This is a genomic window from Mucilaginibacter sp. L196 (assembly GCF_009765905.1).
In the GTDB taxonomy this organism is placed as follows: domain Bacteria; phylum Bacteroidota; class Bacteroidia; order Sphingobacteriales; family Sphingobacteriaceae; genus Mucilaginibacter.
The window spans coordinates 212721-232597 of the sequence record NZ_LMUO01000011.1 but is presented as its reverse complement, the minus strand read 5'-3'; the positions used below and the strand labels follow the sequence as shown (position 1 = coordinate 232597).

20 protein-coding genes and 1 tRNA gene are annotated in these 19877 nt (G+C 40.7%); 17 read left to right on the top strand and 4 right to left on the bottom strand.

Going from position 1 to position 19877, the window contains the following annotated elements; genetic code table 11:
* Positions 1 to 75 precede the first annotated feature (75 nt).
* The 3 genes from GSQ74_RS08535 to GSQ74_RS08525 all read right to left on the bottom strand — a co-directional run bounded on the left by GSQ74_RS08535 (position 76) and on the right by GSQ74_RS08525 (position 1366).
* The gene (locus tag GSQ74_RS08535; RefSeq protein ID WP_158992184.1) at positions 76 to 648 is read right to left on the bottom strand and encodes an adenylate kinase; all 573 of its coding nucleotides are present in this window, start codon (positions 646 to 648) and stop codon (positions 76 to 78) included.
* A gap of 111 nt (positions 649 to 759) precedes the next feature.
* Positions 760 to 833 (bottom strand) — tRNA-Arg (locus GSQ74_RS08530).
* A gap of 71 nt (positions 834 to 904) precedes the next feature.
* A complete protein-coding gene (locus tag GSQ74_RS08525; RefSeq protein ID WP_158992182.1) occupies positions 905 to 1366 on the bottom strand; it encodes a redoxin domain-containing protein in 462 nt (153 codons plus the stop codon).
* A 155-nt stretch (positions 1367 to 1521) separates the two neighbouring features.
* Between GSQ74_RS08525 and GSQ74_RS08520 the strand changes: the two genes are divergently transcribed.
* The 7 genes from GSQ74_RS08520 to atpC all read left to right on the top strand — a co-directional run bounded on the left by GSQ74_RS08520 (position 1522) and on the right by atpC (position 7385).
* Entirely contained in the window at positions 1522 to 2361 is an 840-nt protein-coding gene (locus tag GSQ74_RS08520; RefSeq protein ID WP_158992180.1) for an ATP-binding cassette domain-containing protein, read from the top strand.
* 7 nt (positions 2362 to 2368) lie between these two features.
* Positions 2369 to 3172: a hypothetical protein gene (locus GSQ74_RS08515; protein ID WP_158992178.1), complete on the top strand. Its 804-nt coding sequence runs from the start codon at positions 2369 to 2371 to the stop codon at positions 3170 to 3172.
* Position 3173: 1 nt separating this feature from the next.
* Positions 3174 to 3551 (top strand): GntR family transcriptional regulator, encoded by a 378-nt coding sequence (locus GSQ74_RS08510; RefSeq protein WP_158992176.1) that lies wholly within the window; start codon positions 3174 to 3176, stop codon positions 3549 to 3551.
* Between the two features lie 2 nt (positions 3552 to 3553).
* Positions 3554 to 4297, top strand: a complete 744-nt coding sequence (locus GSQ74_RS08505) for a hypothetical protein (protein WP_158992174.1) — start codon at positions 3554 to 3556, stop codon at positions 4295 to 4297.
* Between the two features lie 52 nt (positions 4298 to 4349).
* Positions 4350 to 5345: an NAD(P)H-quinone oxidoreductase gene (locus GSQ74_RS08500; protein WP_158992172.1), complete on the top strand. Its 996-nt coding sequence runs from the start codon at positions 4350 to 4352 to the stop codon at positions 5343 to 5345.
* Between the two features lie 157 nt (positions 5346 to 5502).
* Positions 5503 to 7008, top strand: coding sequence for a F0F1 ATP synthase subunit beta (gene atpD / locus GSQ74_RS08495; protein ID WP_158992170.1), 1506 nt, complete (start codon positions 5503 to 5505; stop codon positions 7006 to 7008).
* 125 nt (positions 7009 to 7133) lie between these two features.
* A complete protein-coding gene (gene atpC / locus GSQ74_RS08490; protein ID WP_158992168.1) occupies positions 7134 to 7385 on the top strand; it encodes an ATP synthase F1 subunit epsilon in 252 nt (83 codons plus the stop codon).
* Positions 7386 to 7438: 53 nt separating this feature from the next.
* Here the strand turns inward: atpC and GSQ74_RS08485 are convergent, their stop codons facing one another.
* Entirely contained in the window at positions 7439 to 8236 is a 798-nt protein-coding gene (locus tag GSQ74_RS08485; protein ID WP_158992166.1) for a Fic family protein, read from the bottom strand.
* A gap of 385 nt (positions 8237 to 8621) precedes the next feature.
* On the opposite strand from GSQ74_RS08485, the gene ilvD reads away from it, so the two are divergent.
* From ilvD to GSQ74_RS08435, 10 genes are all read left to right on the top strand, one after another.
* Entirely contained in the window at positions 8622 to 10325 is a 1704-nt protein-coding gene (gene ilvD, locus GSQ74_RS08480) for a dihydroxy-acid dehydratase (RefSeq protein ID WP_216846707.1), read from the top strand.
* A gap of 83 nt (positions 10326 to 10408) precedes the next feature.
* The gene (ilvB, locus tag GSQ74_RS08475) at positions 10409 to 12148 is read left to right on the top strand and encodes a biosynthetic-type acetolactate synthase large subunit (RefSeq protein ID WP_158992164.1); all 1740 of its coding nucleotides are present in this window, start codon (positions 10409 to 10411) and stop codon (positions 12146 to 12148) included.
* Between the two features lie 48 nt (positions 12149 to 12196).
* Positions 12197 to 12847, top strand: a complete 651-nt coding sequence (gene ilvN, locus GSQ74_RS08470; protein ID WP_254060833.1) for an acetolactate synthase small subunit — start codon at positions 12197 to 12199, stop codon at positions 12845 to 12847.
* A gap of 105 nt (positions 12848 to 12952) precedes the next feature.
* The gene (gene ilvC, locus GSQ74_RS08465) at positions 12953 to 14011 is read left to right on the top strand and encodes a ketol-acid reductoisomerase (RefSeq protein WP_158992162.1); all 1059 of its coding nucleotides are present in this window, start codon (positions 12953 to 12955) and stop codon (positions 14009 to 14011) included.
* 191 nt (positions 14012 to 14202) lie between these two features.
* Positions 14203 to 15618: a 3-isopropylmalate dehydratase large subunit gene (gene leuC / locus GSQ74_RS08460; protein ID WP_158992160.1), complete on the top strand. Its 1416-nt coding sequence runs from the start codon at positions 14203 to 14205 to the stop codon at positions 15616 to 15618.
* Between the two features lie 107 nt (positions 15619 to 15725).
* Positions 15726 to 16013: an antibiotic biosynthesis monooxygenase gene (locus tag GSQ74_RS08455; protein ID WP_158992158.1), complete on the top strand. Its 288-nt coding sequence runs from the start codon at positions 15726 to 15728 to the stop codon at positions 16011 to 16013.
* A gap of 5 nt (positions 16014 to 16018) precedes the next feature.
* Positions 16019 to 16615 carry a 3-isopropylmalate dehydratase small subunit gene (gene leuD / locus GSQ74_RS08450; RefSeq protein ID WP_158992156.1) on the top strand — a complete coding sequence of 199 codons (597 nt, stop codon included), beginning with the start codon at positions 16019 to 16021 and terminating at the stop codon, positions 16613 to 16615.
* A gap of 72 nt (positions 16616 to 16687) precedes the next feature.
* On the top strand, positions 16688 to 17764 hold the full coding sequence (gene leuB, locus GSQ74_RS08445; protein WP_158992154.1) for a 3-isopropylmalate dehydrogenase: 1077 nt from the start codon (positions 16688 to 16690) through the stop codon (positions 17762 to 17764).
* 93 nt (positions 17765 to 17857) lie between these two features.
* Complete coding sequence (locus GSQ74_RS08440) at positions 17858 to 18613, top strand: trans-aconitate 2-methyltransferase (RefSeq protein ID WP_158992152.1); 756 nt, start codon at positions 17858 to 17860, stop codon at positions 18611 to 18613.
* A gap of 99 nt (positions 18614 to 18712) precedes the next feature.
* Positions 18713 to 19876, top strand: coding sequence for a 2-isopropylmalate synthase (locus tag GSQ74_RS08435; RefSeq protein WP_158992150.1), 1164 nt, complete (start codon positions 18713 to 18715; stop codon positions 19874 to 19876).
* Position 19877 lies beyond the last annotated feature (1 nt).

Sequence of the window (19877 nt, the reverse complement as noted above, 5' to 3'; positions counted from 1 at the left end):
AGTCGGAAAGTCCGGAAGTAGAAAATTTGAGCTTTCTGACTTGCGGACTTTCCGACTTACGGACGTTAAATAAAATTAGTAAGCGTCAACAACAGCAGCAATAGCGTCAAAAATTTCGCTGATTGATCCAATGCCGTTTATGCTTTTAAATTTGTTCTGGTTTTTATAGAAATCAGCAACCGGTGCTGTTTTATCATTATATTCCTTAATACGTTTGCGTATCACTTCAGGGTTAGCATCATCAGGCCTGCCCGATTCTTTTCCCCTAAGCAATAAACGATGTTCAAGCTCATCATCATTAACCTCTAAAGCGATCATCCCCGATATGGCTGAGCTTTTCGTTTTTAACAACTCATCCAAAGCGCTAGCCTGTGCAACTGTGCGTGGGAAGCCGTCAAAAATAAAGCCTTTAGCGTCTTTATTAGCGTCAAGCTTATTGCTTATCATACCGATAACCACTTCATCAGGAACTAATACGCCATGATCCATCAGCTTTTTAGCTTCCAAGCCTAATTCTGTGCCTTGCGAAATTTCGCCGCGCAGCAAATCGCCTGTTGATAGATGGATCAAACCATATTTTTCAATAAGTTTTTGTGATTGGGTGCCTTTACCTGCTCCCGGCGGGCCGAACAGTACTAAGTTTAGCATGCTTATATCAAATTAAAAGCCTTCCGGTACATTACTGAAAGGCTTGATATTTTGTGCATTAAGGAGGTTGAACCCTTTTTTATGCATTTAAGGGTTACACCCTTTGTTTTGTGCACTTGAAGGGAGTCGAACCCCTAACCTCCTGATCCGTAGTCAGGTGCTCTATCCAATTGAGCTACAAGTGCGAAAAGCATTCGCTTTTTTAACGGACTGCAAAAATAGAATTTTTATTTTAATCCGCTATAAAAATTTGAAATTACTTTACAATTTCTGCAATGGCTGCAAAATCAGGTAATTCACCTGCATTTTCAAGCACCTCTGCATATATAATTTGCTGATTTTCGTCGATTACAAAAGCTGCGCGTTTAGATACACCCTTCAATCCAAAGGCAAAAGTATCGTATAAAGCACCGTAAGCAGCTGAAACTTCTTTGTTAAAATCAGATAAAAGATCAAACTGGTAGTTGTTCTCTTCTTTAAACTTAGCCAGTGTGAAAGGAGAATCAACCGAGATACCTAATACCACCGCGTTTAAACCATCATAGTAACCAAAGTTATCGCGCATGGTGCACAGCTGCGTAGTACATACACCGGTAAACGCAAAAGGGAAAAAGTGGATAATTACTTTTTTGCCTTTATAATCTGATAACGATACTTCTTTTACTCCTGATGAATACAGCGTGAATTGTGGAGCGGCCTGGCCGGTTGTTACTGACATGAGTTTTTTTATACAAAGAAATAAGAATAAGATGAACTTTCTAAATAAGTGTATAATCAAAAAGTCAATTTCAAATCAAATAAATAACTCTTGAAATTATTTGGAATAATAAAAAATGAATTTACCTTTGTAGTGTACTACTTAACTAATACACTATGATAGAATTTAATAATTTATCTTTTGGCTATACCAGTAAAAAGCTATTATACAAAAATCTTTCGTTAACCATCAACCAAGGTCGTATTTATGGTTTGTTTGGCAAAAATGGAGCGGGTAAATCAACGTTGTTAAAAAACATGGTTGGTACATTGTTTCCTGCCGAGGGGAGTATCCTTATAAATGGAATGACGCCTCAAAAAAGACAGCCTTCCTTTTTACAAACCATATATTATATTCCTGAAGATGTATTTGTTCCATCTTTAACCATAAAACAATACAAAAACCTGTTCGCTCCATTTTATCCTGAATTTAACGAAGATAATTTCCACACCTACCTCAACGATTTGGAAGTAAGCGTTGATGGCAAACTCAATAAACTATCATTTGGGCAGCAGAAAAAATTCGTGATAGCCTTTGCGCTGGCCTGTAATACCAAAGTGCTGTTGATGGATGAACCCACCAATGGGCTTGACATCCCATCAAAAACACAATTCAGAAAGCTCATCGCATCGGTAATGTTTGATGACAGGATCATTTTCATATCCACACACCAGGTACGCGACCTTGAAAACATGATAGATAATGTAATAATAGTGGATAATGGCGACCTACTATTACATGCTTCTGTTGCCAGCATATGCAATAAGCTATGTTTTAAAACAGTAACAGAAATACCTGTAGACGCTAAAATACTTTACGAAGAAAAAGCACTTAAAGGAACTGCCGTAGTAATGGAAAACATTTATGCGGAGGATTCCAAATTAAATCTGGAACAACTTTTTACCGGTGTTACAGAAAATCCAGCCATTGCAAAACAGCTATTTTCATCTAACTAAACCAGCTATGAACAATATATTTGAACTTAAACGGTTCGGGTTACTATTAAAGAAGACCGTTATGGAACGGCCTGTACAATTGGTTGGGCTATGCGGCCTAGTACTTGCAGCCACGCTTGTTATATACTCGGCTTTATTACATTTTTTTGGATGGCAGGCATGGAATCTGGCTCAAAACCTCACTTTTGCATGGTGTTTTTTTGGGGGTGGCTGCTTTTTATCGTCTATCGTTTTCGGCTACTTTGGCACCAATGCAAGCGGCTCTGCCTATCTCACGCTGCCGGCATCCACCTTTGAAAAATGGCTATGCGGCGTGCTTATTATCGGTGTGTGTTTTCCCTGCTTGTTTTTAGTTTTTTTTAGATTGATGGATGCCTCTTTTGTAATGGCCTATCACAATGGGCTCGATAAAAACAGCTCGACTTATAAGGCAATGTATAACGCGGTACAGTTTTATACCTTCAATGATAGTTTTGTAAAGGAATCAATCACTATATATGTAAACTTTGTGGGTGCTATGATGGTAGGATCATTATACTTTAACAAAGTAAGTGCGATTAAAACAGCTATAGTTTATATCGGAGCCGTAGCGATTATCTTTTTTTTGAACCTGTTTTTGGCCGAGGCCACTTTTGTCAATGTTGATATGGCTTCTCCTTTTAACAATATAAGGATTAAAGTAGGAAACGGGTTGGGGATTCTTGAATTGCCCTCAAATGTTTCAAACATAGTGCATGTAGCTATATTATTTATAATTCCGACAGTGTTATGGATCACAGCCTATATCAGGCTTAGGGAAAAAGAAATTTAGAATGGATTTTAGAGAAGGACAAGCAATTTATTTACAGATAGCTGAATATGTATGTGAGCAAATATTGCTTAAGCAATGGCCGCTTGGCAGCAAAATTATAAGCATTAGGGATTTAGCCATAGCAATTGAGGTAAACCCCAATACAGTACAACGTGCTTATGATTTTTTACAACAGCATGAAATTATAACTAACAAACGCGGGGTAGGCTATTTTATCGAAGCTAATGCAATACAACTGGTAATAGCCTTCCGAAAAGAGCAGTTTATTGAAAATGAGCTTTCTGTTGTATTCAGGAATATGTATTTGCTAAATATATCTACCGAAGAAATAGAAACACGTTACAAAAAATTTATCGAACAAAATTTTAAAGAAAAATAATCATGATCCGCAGAAAAATATCCCTGAAACTGAGCACCCTCATTTTAATTACGATGATGGTATTAGTAGTAATAAGTGTATTTGCAACTAACATGGTATTTAAAAATGAATATAATAAACGCGATAAAAATGACCTGTACTGGAATTACGATAAAATTTTAGAAAAGCCCTATAAATACCTCAAAATAGATGGCGGCAATGTTACTAATATAATATTTGAACCAAGTGCAACCCCATCTGTAAGGGTATTAAAACAATGGCATAATTTCCATAAAGAAAACAGTGTAAATGCCTATGTAAAAAATGATACACTTTACCTTAAATTTAACAATAAATACAACAACCAAGGCGAAAAAAACTGGATGCAGAGCGAGGTATTAGTTCGGTTATTTGCACCACAGTTATTAGCTGTAGATGGCACTGAAACTAACTTTGAGCTGCAGAAAATGAAGCAGAAAAATTTCACCATTAGTTTGAAAGGCAAATCAAGACTTGAGGTTGAAACATATAGCCCAGATTTTGACACACTAAATGTAACGCAATCCGACTCATCGCAGGTGATATTTGAAATGTCGCCGGATTTGAAAGCATCTCCGATGATGAATTTTAAAAATGTAACAGCAAACATGACTGGCTATACTTTATTAGACGTTGGCCGCGGTTACATTGATCATATGAAGCTAAATATATCCGATAGTTCTGCTGTTATTTTATCTGGGCGATCATTAAAAACCTCGTCAAAATAATTTTACTAAAAACATACAGGGTTAAGTTAGGTTTAATTTACATTTATCCTTGATGAAAGCCATAATAATTACCCAACCCGGCGCCCCCGAAGTTTTACAACTTACCGAACGCCCCAAACCAACTTTTACTGCAGATGAGGTATTGGTTAAAGTAGCGGCGGCGGGCATTAATCGCCCGGATGTGTTTCAGCGCAAGGGTAATTATCCGCCACCTGCTGGTGCCCCTCAGGATATCCCAGGTTTAGAGATCGCAGGAACTATTGTTGAAATCGGTGCCAATGTTACCCGCTGGAAAGTTGGCGATAAAGTTTGCGCGCTGGTAATAGGCGGAGGTTACGCCGACTATTGCAACGCACCCGCAGACCAATGCTTGCCCATCCCCCAAAACTTGTCGTTTATTGAAGCGGCATCGCTGCCAGAAACTTTTTTTACCGTTTGGAGCAATGTGTTTGACCGCGGACATCTGCAAAAAGGCGAAAGTCTGCTGGTTCATGGTGGTTCAAGCGGAATCGGCGTAACGGCCATTCAAATGGCAAAAGCTTTGGGCAGCACGGTTTATGCAACGGCGGGCAGCGATGAAAAATGCAAGTTCTGTGAAGAACTTGGCGCGGCAAAACCCATCAACTACAAAACAGAAAACTTTGCTGACGTAATAAAACAACTTACCCATAATAAAGGTGTTGATGTTATTTTAGATATGATAGGCGGCGACTATACCGCGCCCAACCTGCAATCATTGGCTGAAGATGGCAGACTTGTATTCATTAATACCATGAAAGGCAAGGATGCTAATATTGATCTATCAATAGTGATGCGCAAAAGATTAACGATTACCGGCTCTATGCTGCGCTCCAGGGAAATATCATTTAAAGCCGCCATCGCCCAAAATCTCGAAAAAAATATTTGGCCGCTCCTAAAATCCGGCGAAATAAAACCCATCATCTACAAAGTTTTCCCGGCCGACCAGGCTGCAGCCGCTCACCGGCTGATGGAAAGCAGCGAACATATTGGCAAAATAGTGCTTGACTTTGAGCAGATAAAGGCCTGACGGTCATTTTTTAACTATAATTCCCATAGGCTTTAAAAATCTGAAATTTACTCTTTAAATATTAGTCAATAAATCTTAACTTTGCGCCTCTGAAATAGCATCTTATCTATTTGTGGATATTATTTCATATTAAAATTTTAAAAATACCAGGTTATATATGCCAAACATTGGAAAAATCTCACGGATCATCGGTCCGGTAGTTGACGTAAGCTTTAGTGATAACTCGCAACTTCCTAAAATTTTTAACGCGTTAGAAATTACAAAAGATAATGGCCAAAAAATCATTCTTGAAGTTCAGCAGCATTTAGGCGAAGATCGCGTACGTGCAGTAGCGATGGACTCAACAGATGGTTTATTGCGCGGGATGCCGGTAGTTGATACCGAATCTGCCATTAGGATGCCTGTAGGTGATAACATTAAAGGCCGTGTATTTAACGTGGTTGGCGATGCAATTGATGGTATTGAGCAAATAGACAGGACTAATAGCCGCCCTATCCACGCGCTTCCTCCACGTTTCGAGGATCTATCAACCGAAACTGAAGTACTGTTTACCGGTATTAAGGTTATCGATTTGCTAGAGCCTTATGTAAAAGGTGGTAAAATTGGATTATTCGGTGGTGCCGGTGTTGGTAAAACTGTATTAATTCAGGAATTGATCAACAACATCGCGAAAGCATACTCTGGTTTATCAGTGTTTGCAGGTGTTGGTGAGCGTACCCGTGAAGGAAACGACTTACTTCGTGAAATGCTTGAGTCAGGCATCATTAAATATGGTGACGAATTTATGCATTCAATGGAAGAAGGTGGTTGGGACCTGAGCAAAGTAAATGCTGAAGATTTGAAAGAATCAAAAGCAACCTTCGTTTTCGGACAAATGAATGAGCCTCCTGGTGCACGTGCACGTGTGGCATTATCAGGTTTAACTATCGCTGAATATTTCCGTGATGGTGATGCTGAAGGTAAAGGCCGTGATATATTATTCTTTATTGATAACATCTTCCGCTTTACACAAGCAGGATCTGAAGTATCGGCTTTATTAGGCCGTATGCCATCTGCGGTAGGTTACCAGCCAACATTGGCAACAGAAATGGGCACCATGCAGGAGCGTATTACTTCAACCAAACGTGGTTCAATCACATCTGTACAGGCCGTTTACGTTCCTGCGGATGATTTAACTGACCCTGCACCGGCAACAACATTTGCCCACTTAGATGCTACAACTGTACTTTCACGTAAAATTGCCGAGTTAGGTATATACCCTGCGGTGGATCCATTGGATTCAACTTCACGTATCCTTAGCCCTGCTATCTTAGGTGATGAGCATTACAATACAGCTCAACGTGTGAAAGAAATTTTACAACGTTACAAAGAGCTTCAGGATATTATCGCGATCCTTGGTATGGACGAGTTATCTGAAGAAGATAAATTAACTGTATCTCGTGCTCGCCGTGTTCAGCGTTTCTTATCACAGCCGTTCCACGTTGCTGAGCAATTCACCGGTTTAAAAGGTGTATTGGTTGATATTAAAGAAACCATCAAAGGCTTTAACATGATTATGGATGGCGAAGTTGATGAGTATCCTGAAGGTTCATTCAACCTTGTAGGCGGCATCGAAGACGCTATTGAAAAAGGTAAAAAATTATTAGCAGAAGCTAATAACTAAGATATGAGCTGTTAGATATGAGAATTGAGACTCATATCTAACATTTTAAATTTGACATCGGGTTTGAATTGAGTTGAGCATTTGTCTCACATCTCATATCTCAAATCTCATATCTAACAAAAAACATGACTTTAGAAATTCTTACTCCTGATAAAAAAGTATTTGAAGGCGAAGCTACTTCGGTAACCTTGCCGGGTACTCTGGGTTCATTCGAGATATTGAACCACCACGCCCCTATCATCTCTACTTTGCAGGATGGTAAACTGATAGTACGCGGCGGCTCCGGTAAAGAAGAGGTGTTTTTGATCCAGGGTGGCGTTGTTGAAGCCTTGAATAATGTGGTTACCGTATTAGCCGAAGGCATCACTCACCGATAAAATATCCTTTTTAAGATTTTGAAAAAGCCTGTATATTGTTATGCAGGCTTTTTTTATGCTTTATTATCGGCTGTTAATGTATGGGATAACATTAACAAAAATGGCAATCCTTTTGAATAATCCAACAACTCGTATTCCAAGCCCAGGAGCCTGATATTTTTATAATAGGTTTGATGCTGATTATAATAATATTTCTCTGATTGCAGATACCATGCGTTGTCGCCCAGTTTCCTCGCCAGGAACCATTTTTCAATTAATCTTGCCGTTCTGCCATTGCCATCATCAAACGGATGTATTTTCACAAAAACCAAATGAATTAAGGATGCGAAGAAAAAAGTTTCTTCTATGGTGAGTTCTATATTCATCAGCGAAGCTATATCATTATATAACTTGCTTAACTCAGTACCTACCTTATTTGGCAAACAAGCTACATATTCAATTTTTCCATCGCTTGTAGTTACAAACATGTTGTCGGTACGTATTTTACCACGATAATGCTTTTGTAAAATATGTTGGGTTAGTAGAATATGCGCCTGTTCAACTGCCGACGCTGTCAATTCACTTTTTTGGGCGAATTGATAGGCTTCATACAGGTCATCAATCTTTTGGGTATGATCGGGAAGAAACTTTACATCCCATTTCTTATGCTTAATAAAAGAATCAAGCTCAATATCCTCCCCCTCTATTTTTGATGAAAATACTGCGGATACCGAAGTATAAAAACTAAATGCACCTGCCGACAATTCGCTATCAGTTAAATTGTCAAAATTTTGCTGAATACTCCTATCAGCTACTTTCAGATAGTCGCCCAACAAACTAATTGGTAATATTTCGAAATCTAATTCTACCATCAATAACTTCGTTGTGATTTAAAGTTTTAAAGATATTGATTGTTATTTCCGATTATACATTATTTCACAGAAGATACACATTATTTCTCAAGCCATTCCCCCATTTCAGGCAGAAAATCAGCCTATTACTATGCATGCATAAATTACGTACCGAATACCGTTTTGAACTTTGGTATATTTATAAAAAAATTATGTATCTTCATAAATAAATATTTCAGAATTAAATTCTGAAATATTGTATAAAAATAAAATATAATACTAAATCAAAATTTATTTTTGCAGCTATTGTTATTGGCGATAGCTATAACTAACTTTCAAATATTGATTCACTAATTATCAATACAACAACAGATCGGTATAACCCTGAAAGAAATTAAGATATAGTATGAGTACACCAGGCACTAATAATGTGGAATTAAACAAATATAGTAAAACCTTTACACAGGATCCTACACAGCCAGCCGCACAGGCCATGCTATACGGAATCGGTCTGACTGATGACGATATGCAGAAACCGCAAGTAGGCGTGGCAAGTATGGGTTATGATGGTAACACCTGCAACATGCACCTTAATGATTTGGCTAAAATTATTAAACAAGGTATTTGGGATGCTGAAATGGTTGGCCTTATTTTCCATACCATTGGTGTGAGCGATGGTATGAGCAATGGTACCGAAGGTATGCGTTACTCATTGGTTAGTCGTGATGTAATTGCCGATTCAATTGAAGCGGTTGTTGGCGCGCAATATTATGATGGTGTTATCACTCTCCCGGGGTGCGATAAAAACATGCCGGGTTCTATTATGGCCATGGGCCGTTTAAACCGCCCGTCTATAATGGTTTACGGTGGAACTATTAAACCAGGCCACTGGAAAGGTGAAGATCTGAACATCGTATCAGCATTTGAGGCTCTAGGTAAAAAAATAGCCGGTCAAATAGCCGATGAGGATTTTATAGGCGTGATAAAAAATGCTTGTCCAAGCGCCGGAGCATGCGGTGGTATATATACTGCCAACACTATGGCTGCAGCTATTGAGGCTTTGGGAATGAGCTTGCCTTACTCTTCTTCAAACCCTGCTTTAAGCGATGAGAAGAAAGCAGAATGCTTAGCAGCAGGTAAAGCAATCAAGATTCTATTAGAAAAAGATATAAAACCATCAGATATCATGACCCGCGAAGCATTTGAAAATGCGATAGTGGTAATTATGGTATTAGGCGGATCAACCAATGCTGTATTGCATTTGATTGCGATGGCTAAAAGTATTGGTGTAAAATTAACGCAGGATGATTTCCAGGCGGTAAGTAACCGCATCCCTGTATTGGCAGATATGAAGCCAAGCGGTAAATACATGATGGAAGACCTGCACAATATTGGTGGTGTACCCGCCGTAATGAAATACCTGCTTGCAAAAGGCTTGCTGAATGGCAATTGCCTTACTGTTACAGGCAAAACCATTGCTGAAAACATGGAGGAAATCCCGGAAATAAACTTTGATACACAAAAAGTAATTTTCCCTGTTGAAAGCCCGATAAAAGCCACCGGCCACTTACAGATATTATACGGAAACCTTGCCGAAGGTGGCAGCGTAGCCAAGATCACCGGTAAAGAAGGCACTAGCTTTGAAGGCCCTGCCCGTGTATTCGACGGTGAATTTGAGTTGATACATGGTATCCAAACTGGATTGGTAAAAAAAGGCGATGTAGTGGTTATCCGTAACGTTGGGCCAAAAGGCGCACCCGGCATGCCTGAGATGTTGAAACCAACATCCGCCATATTTGGCGCAGGTTTGGGTAGCTCGGTAGCTTTAATTACAGATGGTCGTTTCTCTGGTGGCACCCACGGGTTTGTCGTCGGTCACATCACGCCGGAAGCTTATGACGGCGGGGGTATTGCCTTTGTGAAGGATGAAGACAGGATATTTATTGATGCCATAAACCGCACCATTAATGTAATGATAAGCGATGAAGAATTTGCCGCCCGCAAAGCAGCCTGGAAACAACCGGCTCTAAAGGTAAGCAAAGGATTACTTTATAAATACGCGAAAACAGTAAGCACCGCCGCAGAAGGTTGTGTAACTGATGAAATGTAGTCTGAACCAGAATTAAAAGAATTAAAGAATTTTCAGAATAAATCGGTGAAATCAATAAAACATCGGTGAAACTTAAATAAAATATGGAAGTTGCAAATGAAACACTAAAAGCACCTGCTACTCAAGAGAAAGCAGTTGAACTCACAGGATCGGCAGCCTTATTAGAGGCATTGATCATTGAGGGTGTGGATACCATTTTTGGTTATCCAGGTGGCGCTATTATGCCGATTTATGACGCTTTGTATGATTACAAAGAAAAATTAAATCACATATTGGTCCGTCACGAGCAAGGCGGCATACATGCAGGGCAGGGCTACGCACGTACATCTGGCAAAGTGGGTGTGGTGTTTGCAACCAGCGGCCCGGGTGCTACCAACCTGGTTACCGGTTTGGCTGATGCACAGATTGACAGCACGCCGTTAGTGTGTATCACAGGACAAGTGTTTGCGCATTTGTTGGGTACCGATGCTTTCCAGGAAACTGATGTGATCAACATTACTACCCCGGTTACCAAATGGAATTATCAGGTAACTGATGCAACTGAAATCCCTGAGGTTATTGCCAAAGCTTTCTATATTGCTAAAAGCGGCAGACCAGGACCGGTTTTAATCGATATTACCAAAAACGCGCAGATCCAGAAGTTCGATTATAAAGGTTACGTACAGTGCGATCATATCCGCAGCTACAGGCCGAAACCAATCGTCCGCCAGCAATACGTACAGGAAGCTGCAGCGCTGATCAATCAAGCTAAAAAACCGTTTATACTTTGGGGACAAGGTGTAATTTTAGGCAGCGCCGAGCAGGAGTTTAAAGCTTTTGTTGAGAAAAGTGGCATTCCATCTGCCTGGACTATCTTAGGTGCTGGCGCTATCCCAACAGATCACCCGCTTAACGTGGGTATGCTGGGCATGCACGGTAACTACGGACCAAACGTATTAACTAATGATTGCGACGTATTGATCGCTATCGGGATGCGTTTTGATGATCGTGTAACTGGCCGTTTAGATAAATACGCAAAGCAAGCCAAAGTTATCCACTTGGATATTGACCCTGCCGAGATCGACAAAAATGTAAAAAGCACTGTTCCGGTTTGGGGCGATTGCAAAGAAACTTTGCCAGCGCTTACTGCTTTGGTTGACAAAAAAGAACATACCGAATGGCTTAAACTTTTTAATGAGTACACCCAAAAAGAAGTTGATGCTGTAATACATGATGAGCTTAACCCAACATCCGGTGAAATGACCATGGGTGAAGTGATCAAACAACTAAACGAACTAACCAATGGTGATGCAGTTATCGTTAGTGATGTTGGCCAGCACCAAATGGTAGCCTGCCGTTATGCTAAACTTAACAAAACACGCAGTAATGTTACCAGTGGTGGTTTAGGCACTATGGGCTTTGCTTTGCCTGCGGCGATAGGCGCTAAATTTGGCGCTCAGGATCGTGATGTTGTTGCCATTATTGGTGATGGCGGTTTCCAAATGACTTTGCAGGAATTAGGCACCATTATGCAAACAGGAATCAACGTTAAAATAATCATATTGAACAATCGTTTTTTAGGTATGGTGCGCCAATGGCAGGAGTTATTTAATGACCGCCGTTACTCATTCGTTGATATTCAGAGCCCCGACTTTGTAATGGTAGCTAAAGGCTACGGCATAGAAGGCAAATGCATAAACGAACGTGAAGAATTGGTTGATGCTTTAAAAACGATGATGAACCATAACGGCTCGTATCTGCTTGAAGTAATGGTTACTAAAGAGAATAATGTATTCCCTATGGTACCGCAAGGATGCAGTGTAAGCGAAATCAGGTTAAAATAACAGCCCCACCCGACCTCCCCGGAAGGGAGGAGTAAAAAAAATAAAAAAATGGAAAATCTTAAAATTCAAAATAATAAAGTCCTCCCTGCCGGGGAGGATTTAGGTGGGGCTGATAAACAGGAATTTAACATCACGGTTTACACGGAGAACCAGATTGGTCTTTTAAACCGGATAGCTATTATATTTACACGCCGTAAAATCAATATCGATAGCTTGAATACTTCTCCATCGGAGATCGACAGTATTCACCGTTTCAATATCGTGATTACTGAATCTGAAGAGGTAGTACGTAAAGTTTGCCGCCAGATTGAAAAACAGGTGGAAGTGTTAAAAGTATATTACCACACCAATGCAGATGTGATATGGCAGGAAATGGCGTTATACAAGGTATCTACCGATGTAATTGCCGAGCAGGTAAGTGTGGAACGCTTATTGCGCGAAAATGGTGCACGTGTAGTAGTTTTGCGTAAGGACTATACCGTGTTTGAAACCACCGGCCACCGTGAAGAAACTGATGCACTGATCAATATATTGCAGCCTTACGGTTTGATCGAGTTTGTTCGCAGTGCAAGGGTTGCTATTATTAAAGATAGCGATGGCTTCAACTCTAAATTAAGAGAGTTTGAAAGACTGGAACCGGGCGAAGACGTGATTGAAAATGAATACTTGAACCAAGGTCAAAAAGTATTCACCATGTAAACCATATCCCGCAAGGGAATATAAATTAGTTAACTGATAAAATTTAAATAGAAAACAACACATCGATGAAATCAAAAAACATCGGTGAAATCAAAAATCAAAACAATGGCAAAATTAAATTTCGGCGGAACTGAAGAAAACGTAGTAACCCGCGAGGAGTTCCCTTTATCAAAAGCTCAGGAAGTATTAAAAAATGAAGTTGTAGCAGTAATTGGCTATGGCGTTCAAGGTCCGGGCCAGGCGTTAAATCAAAAAGACAATGGTATCAACGTAATTGTTGGCCAACGTAAAGGCACAAAAACATGGGATAAAGCTGTGAATGATGGCTTTGTACCGGGCGAAACCCTTTTTGAAATTGAAGAGGCGCTTGAAAGAGGAACCGTTATTTGCTATTTATTAAGCGATGCTGCACAAATTGCGCTATGGCCAACTGTTAAAAAACACTTAACTCCGGGTAAAGCATTATATTTTTCTCATGGTTTCGGTATCACTTTTAATGAGCAAACCGGCATTATCCCTCCTGCGGATGTTGACGTATTTTTAGTTGCTCCTAAAGGATCAGGTACTTCATTGCGTCGTATGTTCCTACAAGGTCGTGGCTTAAATTCAAGCTATGCTATCTTTCAGGATGCTACTGGTAAAGCATTTGATCGTGTTATAGCTTTAGGTATCGCTGTAGGTAGCGGTTACTTATTCGAAACTAACTTCAAAAAAGAAGTTTATAGCGATTTAACCGGCGAGCGTGGTACTTTGATGGGATGTATCCAGGGCATTTTTGCAGCTCAGTACGATGTATTGCGTGCAAATGGTCACTCTCCATCTGAAGCTTTCAACGAAACTGTTGAAGAATTAACTCAATCATTAATGCCTTTAGTTGCAGAAAATGGCATGGATTGGATGTATGCAAATTGCTCAACTACAGCACAACGTGGTGCTTTGGATTGGTGGAAAAAATTCCGTGATGCTACTAAACCAGTATTTGAAGAATTATACAATAGCGTAGCAACAGGTAAAGAGTCACAACGCTCAATCGACTTAAATAGCCAACCTGATTACCGCGAAAAACTGGATGCTGAATTAAAAGAACTACGCGAAAGCGAAATCTGGCAATCAGGTAAAACTGTACGCAGCCTTCGCCCTGAAAATCAGGTTGTAGAAGCGTAATTAGTATCAAGTATTTAGTATCAGGTATCAAGACTTCTTTGATTGCGCCTGATGCTAAAACTTGATATATAACTGGTATTAATTTATTAGTATTTTTACCAATAAATTAATACCAGTTAATAAACCAAAAACTACCTGTACCAGGTACTAAGTTTTTACTTGATACTTGATACTAACTACTTAATACTACAATGGGACAGACATTATTTGATAAGATCTGGGATGCACACGTCGTCAGTAGCAACGAGGGATTTCCGGATATACTTTACATCGATACACATTTTATTCACGAAGTAACCAGCCCACAGGCATTTGATGGCTTGCGCCAAAGAGGGTTACCGGTCTTCAGGCCAAAACAAACGGTCGCGACAGCCGATCACAACGTTCCTACATGGAACCAGCACTTACCCATTAAAGAAGAACTTTCCCGTTACCAGGTTGACATGCTCACAAAAAATTGTGCAGAATTTGGTATTGAACTATATGGTTTGGGCCACCCCTTTCAAGGAATAGTCCACGTAATAGGCCCTGAGCTGGGTATTACCCGTCCGGGTGGCACTTATGTTTGCGGCGATAGCCACACCTCAACCCATGGCGCCTTTGGAGCTATCGCGTTTGGTATAGGCACATCGCAGGTTGAGCAGGTAATGGCAACACAATGCCTGTTACAACAACGCCCAAAACGCATGAAAATTGAAGTTAACGGCAAATTACAAAAAGGCGTTGGCGCTAAGGACATCATCCTATACATCATCGCGCAGATCTCTGCCGCAGGCGGTACAGGTTACGCGGTTGAATATGCAGGCGATACCATTCGCTCATTAAGTATGGAGGGCCGTATGACCATCTGTAACATGAGCATCGAAATGGGTGCCCGTTGCGGATTAATCGCTCCGGATGAAACGACCATTAACTATGTTAAAGGCCGTGAATTTGCCCCTAAAGGTGAAGAATGGGATAAAGCGGTAGCTTATTGGGAAACATTATATTCTGATGATGACGCAGAATTTGATTCGGTACTAAGCTTTAGAGCTGAAGATATTGAGCCGATGATAACCTATGGTACTAACCCGGGTATGGGTATCGGCGTAACGCAACATGTTCCTGAAACCGCATCATTTGAAGCTAAAGAACAGGGATCGTACAAAAAAGCCCTTGAATATATGGGCCTGCATGATGATGAGCAATTACTAGGCAAGCCTATTGATTATGTATTCATCGGTAGCTGTACCAACTCCCGTATTGAGGATCTGCGCCAGGTAGCTGAGTTTGTAAAAGGAAAACACAAAGCCGATAATGTTACGGTTTGGGTGGTTCCGGGATCAAAACAGGTACAGGAGCAAGCAATCCGCGAAGGTTTAGATAAAGTATTTGATGCAGCAGGTTTCCCGTTGAGAGAGCCAGGATGCAGCGCTTGCTTAGGTATGAATGAGGACAAAATCCCCGCAGGAAAATACTGCGTATCTACCTCAAACAGAAACTTTGAAGGCCGACAAGGACCAAACTCCCGCACATTTTTGGCAAGCCCCTTAACCGCGGCAGCTTCGGCAATAACTGGGAAGGTTACGGATATTAGAGAATTTTTGAAAGAGAAAGAATTAGTCTGAACTAAATAATTGTCATTGCGAGGTACGAAGCAATCGCACAGAGAAAAGCGACTATACAGAGTTCGCGATTGCTTCGTTCCTCGCAATGACATAAAATATAAAAAATAATGATACTTGAAGTAGCTATATTAAATGTGATACCCGGTTTGGAAGATGATTTCTTGAAAGCATTTTCTCAAGCAAAGCATATCATATCAAAAATGAAAGGTTATATCTCTCATCAGCTTAAAAGATGTATTGAAAATACAAGTCAGTTCATTTTATTAGTTGAGTGGGAAACATTAACCGATCATACGGTTGGTTTCAGGGAATCAACAGAATACCAGGAGTGGAAAAGCCTGTTACATCATTTTTATGATCCTTTTCCGATTGTTGAACATTACGAAAATAGTTAATTGCTATGGCGACTAAAATATTCAAACACATACAAACCAGCGTGGTGCCTTTACCTATCGAGAACATCGATACAGATCAGATTATTCCAGCTCGTTTCTTGAAAGCCACTACCCGCGAAGGTTTTGGCAATAACTTATTCCGCGATTGGCGTTTTGATGAGAATGATAACCCTAAAACGGATTTCATCCTGAATAACCCTAACTACAGCGGCAAAATATTAGTCGCAGGCAAAAACTTCGGTTGCGGAAGCAGTCGCGAGCATGCTGCATGGGCTATTGCCGATTACGGCTTTGATGCCGTGGTAAGCAGCTTTTTTGCTGATATTTTTAAAGGCAACGCGCTAAACAACGGTTTACTACCAGTACAGGTAAGCGAAGATTTCCTGAAGAAAATATTCGATGCTGTTTTTGCTGATGAGCATGCAGTTATTGAGATCGATCTGGTTGATCAGTTCATCAAAATTGTAGCTACCGGCGAAAAGGAAAGCTTTGAGGTTAACCCTTACAAAAAAGCTTGCATGACCAACGGCTATGATGATATTGATTATATATTGAGTAAAAAGGAATTGATAACGGAGTTTGAAAACCCCCTAGCCCCCTGAAGGGAGAACAAGAGGGCTAAAAATAATAATTCACACACTAAAATACTCCCTCTTTAGGGGGTTGGGGGGTTCATGGGACTAAAAAAACACATATTAGTAATACCCGGTGATGGCATCGGACCTGAGGTTACTACCTGGGGTAAGGCCGTATTGGAACAAATTGGTAAAGATTTCGGTCATGAGTTTACTTTTGACGAAGCTTTGATGGGTCATGTTGCTATTGAAGCAACCGGCAGCCCGCTACCTGACGAAACTTTAGCTAAAGCAAAAGCCAGCGATGCCATACTTTTCGGCGCAGTTGGTCATGCGAAATATGATAACGATCCTTCGGCTAAGGTAAGACCTGAGCAGGGTTTATTAAAGATACGTAAGGAGCTTGGTTTGTATGCAAACCTGCGCCCCATCATGTTATTTGATGAGCTGCTGGATGCATCAAGCCTGAAACCTGAGATCATTAAAGGAACAGATATTCTATTTTTCCGTGAACTGACCGGTGATGTTTATTTCGGCGAGAAAAAACGCAGCGAAGACAGAGCTACCGCATCTGATCTAATGATCTATTCACGCTACGAAGTGGAACGTATCGCTATAAAAGCATATGAAGCTGCACGTCTTCGTGGTAAGAAATTATGTTCGGTAGATAAGGCAAACGTTTTGGAAACATCACGCTTATGGCGCGAGGTTGTTCAGGATGTAGCTAAACAATACCCTGATGTGGAAACTGAACACATGTTTATTGATAACGCGGCTATGCAACTGGTTAAAAATCCTAAAAAGTTTGATGTGGTATTAACCGCGAATCTCTTTGGTGATATTTTAACTGATGAGGCATCGCAAATCACAGGTTCAATGGGTATGCTGGCATCTGCTTCTACAGGTGATGGCACAGGATTTTTTGAACCGATACATGGTTCAGCTCATGATATTGCAGGACAGGATAAAGCTAATCCGTTAGCGTCTATCCTATCGGTAGCATTGATGTTGGAAATTAGCTTTGGATTGAAAGAAGAAGCTAAAAAAATAACATCGGCAATTGATAAAACTTTGAAAAACGGTTTCCGTACAGGTGATATAGCTGATAGCAATACCGCTAAAGATAAAATACTGGGCACTAAAGCAATGGGGCAAAAAGTACTGGAGTACTTATAAGCTCCACCCAAACCCTCCCCGGTAGGGGGGCTTAACAAAATTTGACAATTTAAAAGTCTCCCCTACCGGGGGAGATTTAGAGGGGGCTTAACTATGCAATGGAACGCTGAACTGTATGACGATAAACATTCCTTCGTATTTGAATACGGCGAGAATGTGCTGGAGTTATTGGATGTAAAACGCAAGGAACGTGTGTTGGATTTGGGGTGTGGAACAGGTCATTTAACGCAGCGCATACAGGATCGTGGCGGCATAGTTACGGGAATTGATTCCTCGCCGGAAATGATTAAATTAGCAAAGGAAACTTATCCTGGTGTTGATTTTGAAGTAGCCGATGGCGCTGATTTCAGTTTTGAAAAACCTTTCGACGCGGTTTTTTCCAACGCTACCCTACACTGGATATTGAATCCCGACGCGGCTATTAAATGTGTGTACCAGAGCCTTAAACCCGGCGGCAGATTTGTCGCCGAAATGGGTGGTAAAGGGAACGTACAAAAAATGATAGCGGCCACACAACAGGTATTAAAAAAACATGGCCATGAGCCCATGGCAGAAAATAAATTGTGGTACTTTCCATCATTAGGCGAATACACCAGCAAATTGGAAGCACAAGGTTTTAGGGTAACGTTTGCAGCACATTTCGACAGGCAGACATTGTTACAGGGCGAACGCGAAGGTGTTGCCAAATGGTTGAAAATGTTCGGCCCAACGTTCTTCAAAGGAGTTAAACCCGAAGAAACCGACCAGATATTAGAAGAGATTGCAGACGCACTTGAGCCCGATTATAACAATGATGGCGAATGGCATGCTGATTACAAGAGATTAAGATTTATAGCGATAAAAGAGTAGCAAGTATTTAGTATCAAGACAGTGAGATCTAATTCTTTTTGTCTCGATACTTGATACTAGCTAGTTGATACTGAATAAAAAATATTAAAAGGAGAAATTATGTTACACGATCCCAACCGCGTTTATGTTTTTGATACTACGCTTCGCGACGGCGAGCAGGTACCGGGCTGCCAGCTGACAACCCCTGAGAAAGTTGAAATAGCCCGCGAACTGGAGGCTTTGGGTGTAGATATTATTGAGGCAGGATTCCCTATCTCAAGCCCTGGCGATTTTCAAAGCGTGGTTGAGATATCAAAAGCGGTAAAACACCCTACCATTTGCGCCTTAACCCGTGCGAATAAAGGTGATATTGATGCTGCGGCTGAATCATTAAAATATGCTAAACATCCGCGTATCCATACCGGTATCGGTTCATCTGATATGCATATCAAGCATAAATTTAACAGTACGCGCGAAGAAATTTTAGAACGTGCCGTTGATGCAGTGAAATATGCCAAAAAATTTGTTGAGGATATCGAGTTTTATGCTGAAGATGCTGGTCGTGCCGATGTAGTTTATTTAGCGCAAATGGTTGAAGCAGTTATCGCCGCAGGGGCAACAGTGGTGAACATCCCTGATACTAACGGTTATTGCCTGCCTGATCAATATGGTAGCAAGATCCGTTTCCTAAAAGAAAACGTTAAAAATATTGATAAAGCCATTATATCGGTGCATTGCCATAATGATTTAGGCCTGGCTACTGCCAACTCTATTGCAGGCTTGCAAAACGGTGCGCGCCAAGTTGAAGCTACCATTAACGGTATCGGCGAACGTGCAGGCAATACTTCGTTAGAAGAAGTAGTGATGATATTGAAAACGCATGATATTGGCCTTTATACCAACATCAACCCAAAAAACTTTTATGAGTTGAGCCACATGGTTAGCACGCAGATGCGTATGATCGTTCAGCCTAATAAAGCTATTGTTGGCGCTAACGCTTTCGCGCATAGCTCAGGCATACACCAGGATGGGTTCTTGAAAAATCGCGAGAATTACGAGATCATTCGTCCGGAAGATGTTGGTTTCCCGAGTGCTAGTATTGTACTTACCGCACGCAGCGGCAGGCATGCTTTAAAATACCACTTGGAGCGTCTTGGCATCAACCTGGATAAAAATGAGTTAAATACAGCCTACCATAACTTTTTAACACTTGCTGATAGCAAGCTGGACATTAACGATGACGACCTGCACAGTTTAGTTTCATTCAAGTTGGAGAAGAACTAAT

What these genes read in the sequence shown, in the direction of transcription:
- GSQ74_RS08455 (WP_158992158.1), top strand. Translation starts at nt 15,726, where the DNA reads ATGATACTTGAAGTAGCTATATTAAATGTGATACCCGGTTTGGAAGAT.
- ilvD (WP_216846707.1), top strand. Translation starts at nt 8,622, where the DNA reads ATGAGTACACCAGGCACTAATAATGTGGAATTAAACAAATATAGTAAA.
- GSQ74_RS08440 (WP_158992152.1), top strand. Translation starts at nt 17,858, where the DNA reads ATGCAATGGAACGCTGAACTGTATGACGATAAACATTCCTTCGTATTT.
- GSQ74_RS08525 (WP_158992182.1), bottom strand. Translation starts at nt 1,366, where the DNA reads ATGTCAGTAACAACCGGCCAGGCCGCTCCACAATTCACGCTGTATTCA.
- GSQ74_RS08485 (WP_158992166.1), bottom strand. Translation starts at nt 8,236, where the DNA reads ATGGTAGAATTAGATTTCGAAATATTACCAATTAGTTTGTTGGGCGAC.
- ilvN (WP_254060833.1), top strand. Translation starts at nt 12,197, where the DNA reads ATGGAAAATCTTAAAATTCAAAATAATAAAGTCCTCCCTGCCGGGGAG.
- leuB (WP_158992154.1), top strand. Translation starts at nt 16,688, where the DNA reads ATGGGACTAAAAAAACACATATTAGTAATACCCGGTGATGGCATCGGA.
- leuD (WP_158992156.1), top strand. Translation starts at nt 16,019, where the DNA reads ATGGCGACTAAAATATTCAAACACATACAAACCAGCGTGGTGCCTTTA.
- atpC (WP_158992168.1), top strand. Translation starts at nt 7,134, where the DNA reads ATGACTTTAGAAATTCTTACTCCTGATAAAAAAGTATTTGAAGGCGAA.
- GSQ74_RS08505 (WP_158992174.1), top strand. Translation starts at nt 3,554, where the DNA reads ATGATCCGCAGAAAAATATCCCTGAAACTGAGCACCCTCATTTTAATT.
- GSQ74_RS08500 (WP_158992172.1), top strand. Translation starts at nt 4,350, where the DNA reads ATGAAAGCCATAATAATTACCCAACCCGGCGCCCCCGAAGTTTTACAA.
- ilvB (WP_158992164.1), top strand. Translation starts at nt 10,409, where the DNA reads ATGGAAGTTGCAAATGAAACACTAAAAGCACCTGCTACTCAAGAGAAA.
- GSQ74_RS08535 (WP_158992184.1), bottom strand. Translation starts at nt 648, where the DNA reads ATGCTAAACTTAGTACTGTTCGGCCCGCCGGGAGCAGGTAAAGGCACC.
- GSQ74_RS08520 (WP_158992180.1), top strand. Translation starts at nt 1,522, where the DNA reads ATGATAGAATTTAATAATTTATCTTTTGGCTATACCAGTAAAAAGCTA.
- GSQ74_RS08515 (WP_158992178.1), top strand. Translation starts at nt 2,369, where the DNA reads ATGAACAATATATTTGAACTTAAACGGTTCGGGTTACTATTAAAGAAG.
- ilvC (WP_158992162.1), top strand. Translation starts at nt 12,953, where the DNA reads ATGGCAAAATTAAATTTCGGCGGAACTGAAGAAAACGTAGTAACCCGC.
- GSQ74_RS08510 (WP_158992176.1), top strand. Translation starts at nt 3,174, where the DNA reads ATGGATTTTAGAGAAGGACAAGCAATTTATTTACAGATAGCTGAATAT.
- leuC (WP_158992160.1), top strand. Translation starts at nt 14,203, where the DNA reads ATGGGACAGACATTATTTGATAAGATCTGGGATGCACACGTCGTCAGT.
- GSQ74_RS08435 (WP_158992150.1), top strand. Translation starts at nt 18,713, where the DNA reads ATGTTACACGATCCCAACCGCGTTTATGTTTTTGATACTACGCTTCGC.
- atpD (WP_158992170.1), top strand. Translation starts at nt 5,503, where the DNA reads ATGCCAAACATTGGAAAAATCTCACGGATCATCGGTCCGGTAGTTGAC.